The organism is Achromobacter sp. 1014246743 (assembly GCF_059760725.1).
Genome location: NZ_JCBANA010000082.1, coordinates 19,058 through 27,111 on the forward strand (window position 1 = coordinate 19,058; position 8,054 = coordinate 27,111).

The 8,054-nt window shown below is 68.0% G+C and carries 7 protein-coding genes; 4 read left to right on the top strand and 3 right to left on the bottom strand.

Annotation, left to right across the window (positions count from 1 at the left end; all coding sequences use genetic code 11):
* Window positions 1-70: 70 nt before the first annotated feature.
* Complete coding sequence (locus AC6LJ2_RS25960) at window positions 71-832, top strand: winged helix-turn-helix domain-containing protein (protein WP_263915703.1); 762 nt, start codon at window positions 71-73, stop codon at window positions 830-832.
* Here the strand turns inward: AC6LJ2_RS25960 and AC6LJ2_RS25965 are convergent.
* Complete coding sequence (locus AC6LJ2_RS25965) at window positions 810-1,991, bottom strand: MFS transporter (RefSeq protein ID WP_498152472.1); 1,182 nt, start codon at window positions 1,989-1,991, stop codon at window positions 810-812. The genes AC6LJ2_RS25960 and AC6LJ2_RS25965 overlap by 23 nt on opposite strands.
* Entirely contained in the window at window positions 1,988-2,533 is a 546-nt protein-coding gene (locus tag AC6LJ2_RS25970; protein WP_263915705.1) for a GNAT family N-acetyltransferase, read from the bottom strand. The genes AC6LJ2_RS25965 and AC6LJ2_RS25970 overlap by 4 nt, the downstream gene beginning before the upstream one ends.
* 204 nt (window positions 2,534-2,737) lie before the next feature.
* Between AC6LJ2_RS25970 and AC6LJ2_RS25975 the strand changes: the two genes are divergently transcribed.
* Window positions 2,738-3,628, top strand: a complete 891-nt coding sequence (locus tag AC6LJ2_RS25975) for a LysR family transcriptional regulator (RefSeq protein ID WP_263915706.1) — start codon at window positions 2,738-2,740, stop codon at window positions 3,626-3,628.
* Here AC6LJ2_RS25975 and AC6LJ2_RS25980 read toward each other — a convergent pair.
* Window positions 3,576-4,613 carry a 2-isopropylmalate synthase gene (locus tag AC6LJ2_RS25980; RefSeq protein ID WP_498152473.1) on the bottom strand — a complete coding sequence of 346 codons (1,038 nt, stop codon included), beginning with the start codon at window positions 4,611-4,613 and terminating at the stop codon, window positions 3,576-3,578. The two genes, AC6LJ2_RS25975 and AC6LJ2_RS25980, sit on opposite strands and share 53 nt — an antisense overlap.
* A gap of 341 nt (window positions 4,614-4,954) precedes the next feature.
* Between AC6LJ2_RS25980 and AC6LJ2_RS25985 the strand changes: the two genes are divergently transcribed.
* Both AC6LJ2_RS25985 and ilvD read left to right on the top strand, forming a co-directional pair.
* Window positions 4,955-5,782, top strand: coding sequence for an AraC family transcriptional regulator (locus AC6LJ2_RS25985; RefSeq protein ID WP_498152474.1), 828 nt, complete (start codon window positions 4,955-4,957; stop codon window positions 5,780-5,782).
* A 101-nt stretch (window positions 5,783-5,883) separates the two neighbouring features.
* Window positions 5,884-7,746: a dihydroxy-acid dehydratase gene (gene ilvD / locus AC6LJ2_RS25990; protein ID WP_498152475.1), complete on the top strand. Its 1,863-nt coding sequence runs from the start codon at window positions 5,884-5,886 to the stop codon at window positions 7,744-7,746.
* Window positions 7,747-8,054: the final 308 nt, after the last annotated feature.

The window sequence follows — 8,054 nt, forward strand, 5'->3', positions numbered from 1 at the left end:
GGTGTTGAGATGCAAATAAACATTTCAATACCGTTCGATGGAAAGACGTCATTAATCAGGGCTCAATCTCATGAATCGGTCGCGCATCATCCTTATTTTCGACAACGAATTTGCCAAGCAGGGCATCTCGAATTCCCTGGAACAGATCGGTTTCGTCCTGAACCCCGTTTCGTTGCAGGAGTCGGCGCTGCCGCGCCAGCCCGGCGACATCCAGGTGCATCTGTGCCTGCCGCGGGATCTGGACATCACGATCGGACAACTGCGGGCTCGCTTCTCGCATTCCACGATCATCGCCATCCGCAACATTGAAAGTCCGGCCGTGCGCATCAATGCGCTGCTGGCTGGCGCCGACAGTTGCTACGGCACCAGCATCAGCTACAGCGAGGTGGCCGCGGCGATCCAGTCGGCGCAGCGCAAGCTGTCGCTGTGCCTGCCGGCGCAGTCGGCGGCCCGTCGTGTCGAAACGCCCGGCGTGCCGGAGATCAGCGTGGCGGACAAGGCCTGGCGCCTGTGTGACAACGAGTGGACCTTGCTGTCGCCGGCGGGCGCGGGCGTCAGCCTCACCCCGATGGAACGGGCGGTGCTCAAGGGCATGCAGGGGCATCCCGACAAGGTCGTGCGCCGCAGCGATTTCGCGGTCGACGACATGGACATTCCGGGCAATGGGCGCGCGCTGGATCTGGTCATCAGCCGCCTCAAGCGCAAGGGTGAGGCGGCGGGGCTGTCGATCCCGATCCGCAGCATGCGCGGATCGGGCTATTCGTTTTCGGGCGCGCTGGTGCAGGACGCGGAAGACGGTCGTGCGCCGATCAGCCTCGCGTCCGGGCGATGAATCGACTGCGCAGGATCAGCGCCGCGGCCAATATGGCAGTGGCCAGGCTGGCGGACAGGCCTATCGCGGCGCGCGCGCCGTGCTGTTCGACGACGTAGGCATAGGCCACCGGCGCGGCGGCGGTCAAGAGGAAGCTGGGAATGAGCAGGGCGCCGACCAGCGCGCCGTAGCTGCGAAAGTCGAACAACGCCAGCGGCAGGGTGCCGCGCGTGATCGTCATCAGGCCGTTGCAGGCGCCGTACAGCAGGGCGTATGCCGCCAGCGCGGCGAGGTTCCCACCGGAAAACAGCGCCAGCCCGAAGCACAGCGGCAATAGCGCCGCCACGGCCAGCGTGAGCGTCAGCGGATGCAGGCGCGAGCCCAGCGCCACGTCGGCCAGCCGCGAGGCGAATTGCCCGACGCCCCACAGTGCCGCGATGTTCACGGCCATCGCGCCGGCCAGGCCCAACCCCGACAGCAGCGGAATCAAGTGAGCCGCGTTGCCCGCGGCCAAAAAGTTGGTCAGCATGGCGATCGCCGCGTACAGCACGCCGGCCAGGCGGCGCTCGGCCTTGTCGCGCGCCAGGCCCGTGCCGGCCAGGCCGGTATCCTTCAGCGAAGCGGCATAGCGGGCGCGCGGCAGCGCCAGGTAGAGCGGCAGCGTCGCCAGCGCCAAGGCGCCATAGGCCAGCACCGCGCCGCGCCAGCCCAGCCAGCCCGACAGGGCATGGCCTACCGGCCACATCACGGTGGACGCCAGCCCGCCGAACAACGTGATCTGCGACATGGGCCGCCGCGCGGCCGGCCCGGCGGCGCGCGCCAGCGAGGCGAACGCGGCGTCGTACAGGCACAGCCGCATGCCCACGCCCAGCAGCATCCAGGCCGCGAAGTACGCGACGACGCCGTGGGTGGCGGCCAGGGCGGCGCAGCCGGCGGCGGCCAGCATGGCGCCGGCGGGCATGACGCGGTGGCCGCCCCAGAGGTCGACCGCGCGGCCGGCCAGCGGCGACACCAGCGCCATGACGACGATGGCGGCCGAGAAGCCGCCGTATACGGTGGCGGCATTCCAGCCCAGGTCCGCGGCCATGTCCGGTCCCAGCGCGCCGATCAGGTAGAAGGTGACGCCCCAGCCGACCAGTTGGGTCAGCCCCAGGCAGACGATGGCCCGCGGGGCGATCACGGGCGTTGCGGCGGCGTCGTGTCGCCTTCGCCCAGCGCGCGCTGCATCAGCACGGTGTCGCGCCATTCGCCATGCTTGTGGCCCACCGACCGCAAGGTGCCGACGGGATGGAAGCCCTGGCGCGCATGCACCGCCAGCGATGCCGCGTTGCGGCTGTCGCCCACCACCGCCAGCATCTGGCGCCAGCCGGCGGCGGTGCAGCGCTCGATCAACGCGGCCAGCAGCTTGCCGCCGATGCCCAGGCCGGCGCGGCCCGCCTTGACGTAGACGGAGTCCTCGACGGTATGGCGGTAGGCCGGGCGCGGACGGTAGGCGGTGACGTAGGCATAGCCCACGACTTCGCCGTTGATCTCGGCCACCAGGAAGGGCATCTCTTTTTCCAGGATGCCGGCGCGCCGCTGGCGCATTTCGGGGATGGACGGCGGGTCCAGTTCGAACGAGGCGGTGCCGTGCTGCACGTGGTGCGCATAGATGGCCTTGATGGCGGGCAGGTCGGCTTCCGCGCTGTCGCGGATCAAGACGGTGGGGGCGGGTTGCGACATGGAAACGGGGTGCGAAAAGAGGGAAAAAAAGGCCGTGCAGGCGGAAAAAAGCAGATGCCAGTGTGGCGCAACCCCATTCATAAATAAAGCTTTGGTTTATTATCAAATGCATAAGCGAAACTTTGGCGTGCGAGGCTGCTGCGCCGCGCGCGCTGCCGCTGAGAGCCGGGGCGGCATGGCACACGAACCCAACGGAGCCCCCGCATGCGCGGACTGAATCTGGACGCCCTGCGCACCTTTGCGCAGGTCATCGAACTGGGCAGCTTTTCGGCCGCGGCCGAGCGCGGCGGCATCACGCAGCCGGCGGTCAGCCTGCAGGTGCGCCAACTGGAGCGCCGCTTTGGCCTGAAGCTGGTCGAACGAGTGGGCCGCCGTGCGGGCCCCACCGCGGCCGGGCTGGAATTGCTGACCCACATCCGCGCCATCGACGCCGCGCTGGCACAGGCCGAACAGGCCATGACGGCGCATGCCTCGCAAGTGACGGGCCGGGTGCGCCTGGGCACCGGCGCCACGGCCTGCACCTATCTGCTGCCGCCGCTGCTGGCCGACCTGCGGCGGCGCTTTCCAGCGCTGGACGTGGTGGCCAGTACCGGCAACACGGCCGACATGCTGCGCGGCCTGGAAAGCAACACCTTGGACATCGGCCTGGTGACGCTGCCGGCGCCGGGTCGCATGATCGAGGCCACACCGGTGCTCGAAGACGAGTTCGTGGCGATTTTTCCCGCGCGCGGCACCCTGGCCATTCCCGACACCGTCACGCCGCAGGCGTTGGCGGCGCTGCCGCTGGTGCTGTTCGAGCCGGGCGCGCGCACCCGCCGGCTGGTGGACGACTGGTTCGAAGCGGCGGGCGTGGCGGCCAAGCCGGTCATGGAGCTGGGCAGCACCGAGGCCATGAAGGAAATCGTGGCCGCCGGCCTGGGCTGCGCGGTGCTGCCCAGGCTGGCGGTGTCGGGTGCCGGCCAGCGCAGCGCGCTGGCGGTGCGGTCGTTGACGCCCCGCCTGTCGCGCACCCTGGCCGTCGTCGTGCGCCGCGACAAACCGCTCAGCCGCGGCCTGCGTCACCTGCAGGACGCGCTGCTGGCGTTGCGGGCGTGAACGCATAGGGGTGGAACACGTCCACCGGCAGCTGATTGCACGCCTCGACGCACTCGCGCACCGCGGCCATGCTTGAAAAATCCAGGCCGCTGGCAATGCCTTGCGTGTCCAGGTTCATGGCCAGCGTGACCAGGTCGACGTTGCCGGTGCGTTCGCCGTTGCCGAACAGGCATCCTTCGACGCGGTCGGCGCCCGCCATCACCGCCAGTTCGGCCGAGGCCACCGCGGTGCCGCGGTCATTGTGCGGATGCACGCTCAGCACGATGCTGTCGCGCCGCGCCAGGTGTCGGTGCATCCATTCGATCTGGTCGGCGTAGACGTTGGCCGTGGTGCATTCCACGGTGGACGGCAGGTTGATGATCATCTTGTGTTCAGGGGTGGGGCCCCAGATGGCGCTGACCGCATCGCAGACCTCCAGTGCGAAATCCAGTTCAGCCAGGCTGAAGGTTTCGGGGGAATACTCGTAGATCCATTCGGTTTCAGGGTGCGCGTCGGCCAGCGCGCGGATCTGGCGCGTGCCGGCCAGGGCGATCTCCTTGATCTCGGCGCGGCTCATGCCGAACACGATGCGGCGCCACTGCGGCGCGATGGGGTTGTACAGGTGCACGATGGCGCGGGGCGCGCCGTGCAGCGCCTCGAAGGTGCGGGCGATCAGGTCGGGCCGCGATTGGGTCAGCACCTCGATGGTGACGTCGTCTGGAATGCGCCGTTCTTCGATCAGCTTGCGTACGAAATTGAAGTCGGTGTCCGAGGCCGACGGAAACGCCACCTCGATTTCCTTGAGCCCCACGGCGACCAGTTGTTCGAAGAGGCGCAGCTTGCGGGCGGCGTCCATCGGTTCGATCAGGGCCTGGTTGCCGTCGCGCAGGTCGGTGCTCATCCACACGGGCGGCGCGTGCAGGCGCCGCGTGGGCCAGGTGCGCTGGGCGTAGTCGTGCGTGAAGGGTTGGACGGGGCGATATTTGTGTTGGGGATGGTCAAGCATGCAAACCTCCGGCCGCGCAGGACAGCGCGGCGTGTGTAGGCCGCCGGTCTGCGGCGGTCGGGCAAGGGAGGTGGCGAACGGGCCCGTCAGAGGGCCCGGGGCTGCCGGGCGGCCACGGGACGCAAGGCCCGGCAACCGCGCGCTAGTCGTAGCGCGGCGCGCTGTCCGTGCACGGCCACGGCGGCCGTGGCCGGTCCGCGAAGGGCGGAACGGGCGCAGGCGGCGGACGGGCGGGCGGACATGGTTCGGACAGGCCAACAGGGGATTTGGACGGGATGAGCGGCATGGTAGGTACACTGGAAAAGACCGTCTAACGCCATCCAGGCATCAATCGTCGAGAAATGGACAAATCCTCTCCGCCGTCAAACCCACCCAAGGCGCGCAAGCCTGCCGACCTGGACCTGTTTCCCTACGAATCCTCGCTGCGCCCGGTGGCCGGGCTGGCGGTGGACTACGAGGACGGCCATCGCGTGCGGCGCCACCGGCATCGCCGCTCGCAGCTGCTGTACGCGATCTCGGGGGTGATGGTGGTGGATACCGACGCCGGCATCTGGGTGGTGCCGCCCACGCGTGGCGTCTGGGTGCCGGCGTGGATGCCGCACGCCATCCGCATGAGCGGCGAGCCGCGCATGCGCACGGTGTTCGTCGAGCCGGGCGCGGTGGCGCATCTGCCGGCGCAATGCTGCGTGCTGTCGGTGTCGCCGCTGCTGCGCGAGCTGATGGTGGCGGCGGCCGAGGTGCCGCTGGACTGGACGCCCGGCACGCGCGACGGCCGCCTGATGATGCTGCTGCTGGACGAGCTGAAACAGGAGCCGGTGCTGCCGCTGCACCTGCCGCAGCCGGCCGAGCCGCGCCTGGCCCGCATCTGCCGCGCCATCGTGCGCCATCCGGAGCGTCAGGCGGGCGCGGCCGACTGGGCGCGGGAATTGGGGGTGGACCCCAAGACGGTGCATCGGCTGTTCCTGCGCCATACGGGCATGACCTTCGGCCGCTGGCGCCAGCAGGCGCGGCTGCTGGCGGCAATGGAGCGGCTGGCGCGCGGCGACCGGGTGCTGGACGTGGCGCTGGACCTGGGCTACGAAAGCCCGAGCGCGTTCGCAGCGATGTTTCGCAAGGCCCTGGGCGAGCCGCCCAGCGCATTCGCGGCCCGCGGCGCGGCGTCCGCCTGATGGCCATGTAACGGCCCCAGGGTGGCCTGCGGGCGCTGCCGGCCGGAACCAGCGTATTATTTACCGTTTTGCCGCCCACGCTAACCGCCTGAGACAAGATCATGCCGCACTACCGTTCCCGCACCTCGACCCACGGCCGCAATATGGCCGGCGCCCGCGCCCTCTGGCGCGCCACCGGCATGAAGGACGGAGATTTCGGCAAGCCGATCATCGCGGTGGTCAATTCGTTCACGCAGTTCGTGCCGGGCCACGTGCACCTGCGTGACCTGGGTGCGCTGGTTGCCAAGGAAATCGAAGCGGCCGGCGGCGTCGCCAAGGAATTCAACACCATCGCCGTCGATGACGGCATCGCCATGGGGCACGGTGGCATGCTGTATTCGCTGCCGTCGCGCGAACTGATCGCCGACTCGGTCGAATACATGGTGAACGCGCACTGCGCCGACGCGATGGTCTGCATCTCGAACTGCGACAAGATCACCCCGGGGATGCTGATGGCCGCGATGCGCCTGAACATCCCGGTGGTGTTCGTGTCGGGCGGTCCGATGGAAGCGGGCAAGGTCAAGTCGCCGACGGACGGCAAGGTCATCGCCAAGATCGACCTGATCGACGCGATGATCAAGGCGGCCGACCCGAAGGTGTCGGACGCGGAAGTGGCGGAAGTCGAACGCAGCGCGTGCCCGACGTGCGGTTCCTGTTCCGGCATGTTCACGGCCAACTCGATGAACTGTCTGACCGAGGCGATCGGCCTGGCGCTGCCGGGCAACGGCACGATCGTGGCCACGCACGCCTGGCGCAAGGGCCTGTTCGAGCAGGCCGGCCGCCTGGTGGTGGACCTGTGCCGCCGCTATTACGTGGAAGAAGACGCGTCGGTGCTGCCGCGCAGCATCGCGACCAAGTCCGCGTTTGAAAACGCGATGGCGCTGGACGTGGCGATGGGCGGTTCGACGAACACGGTGCTGCATTTGCTGGCCGCGGCGCAGGAAGCGGGCGTGGATTTCACGATGGCGGACATCGACCGCATTTCGCGCAAGGTGCCGTGCCTGTGCAAGGCGGCGCCCGCCACCGACAAGTACCACATCGAAGACGTGCACCGCGCCGGCGGCATCCTGGGCATCCTGGGTGAACTGGCGCGTGCGGACCTGCTGGACCTGTCCTGCGGCAACGTGCACAGCGGCACGCTGGGCAACGCGATCCAGCAATGGGACGTGGCGGGCGGCGCGGGTGAAGCGGCGCAGAAGTTCTACCGCGCGGCCCCGGGCGGCATCCCGACGACGGTGGCGTTCAGCCAGGACGCGACGTTCCTGACGCTGGATACGGACCGCAAGACGGGCTGCATCCGCAGCAAGGAAAACGCCTACTCGAAGGACGGCGGCCTGGCGGTGCTGTACGGCAATCTGGCCGAGAAGGGCTGCATTGTGAAGACGGCTGGCGTGGACGAGTCGCAATGGGTCTTCACGGGCCGTGCGCGGGTGTTCGAGAGCCAGGACGACGCGGTGGAAGGCATTCTGGGCGACAAGATCGTGGAGGGCGACGTGGTGGTGATCCGCTACGAAGGCCCGAAGGGCGGTCCTGGTATGCAAGAGATGCTGTACCCGACGTCTTACTTGAAGTCCAAGGGCCTGGGCAAGACGTGCGCGCTGTTTACGGACGGGCGTTTTTCGGGGGGCTCGTCGGGGCTGGTGATCGGGCATGCGTCGCCGGAAGCAGCGGAAGGCGGCACGATCGGGCTGGTGGAAGACGGCGATACGATCGAGATCGATATTCCGAATCGGAAGATGCATCTGGCGGTTTCCGATTCGGAGCTGGCTCGGCGTCGGGCTGCTATGGAAGCTCGGGAGAATGCTTGGGAGCCTGTGGATCGGGAGCGGGTTGTGTCGTTGGCGTTGCAGGCTTATGCGGCGTTGGCGACTTCTGCGGATCGGGGGGCTGTGCGGGATTTGTCGCAGTTGAAGCAGAAGCGGTGATGCTTTGCTGGTGAATTAGGGAACGGCGCCTTGGGCGCCGTTTTTTTTGTGGTGGATTGAATTGTTCTTCGTGGGTCGTCCCTTGCGGCGGTGGCATGCGGGGCGGGCGCCCACGATTGCGGTCCGGAGCGTTCGCTCCGGACTGCCCCTTCGTCATCTTCGTTGTCGCCTTCGGCGACTGCCTTGTATCTTGAGCCCTGGGATGGTTAGCTACCATTCCACGAGAGACAGGTGAGTTTCTGCGGCTCCCTTAGGTGCCTGACCCTGTTCTGAAGACTAAACCCCTGTCTCTCACCTCTGACGCCATC

Excerpts from the sequence above, each read along its gene's own strand:
- AC6LJ2_RS25960 (WP_263915703.1), top strand. The coding sequence starts at position 71 with ATGAATCGGTCGCGCATCATCCTTATTTTCGACAACGAATTTGCCAAG.
- AC6LJ2_RS25970 (WP_263915705.1), bottom strand. The coding sequence starts at position 2,533 with ATGTCGCAACCCGCCCCCACCGTCTTGATCCGCGACAGCGCGGAAGCC.
- AC6LJ2_RS25975 (WP_263915706.1), top strand. The coding sequence starts at position 2,738 with ATGCGCGGACTGAATCTGGACGCCCTGCGCACCTTTGCGCAGGTCATC.
- AC6LJ2_RS25980 (WP_498152473.1), bottom strand. The coding sequence starts at position 4,613 with ATGCTTGACCATCCCCAACACAAATATCGCCCCGTCCAACCCTTCACG.
- AC6LJ2_RS25985 (WP_498152474.1), top strand. The coding sequence starts at position 4,955 with ATGGACAAATCCTCTCCGCCGTCAAACCCACCCAAGGCGCGCAAGCCT.
- ilvD (WP_498152475.1), top strand. The coding sequence starts at position 5,884 with ATGCCGCACTACCGTTCCCGCACCTCGACCCACGGCCGCAATATGGCC.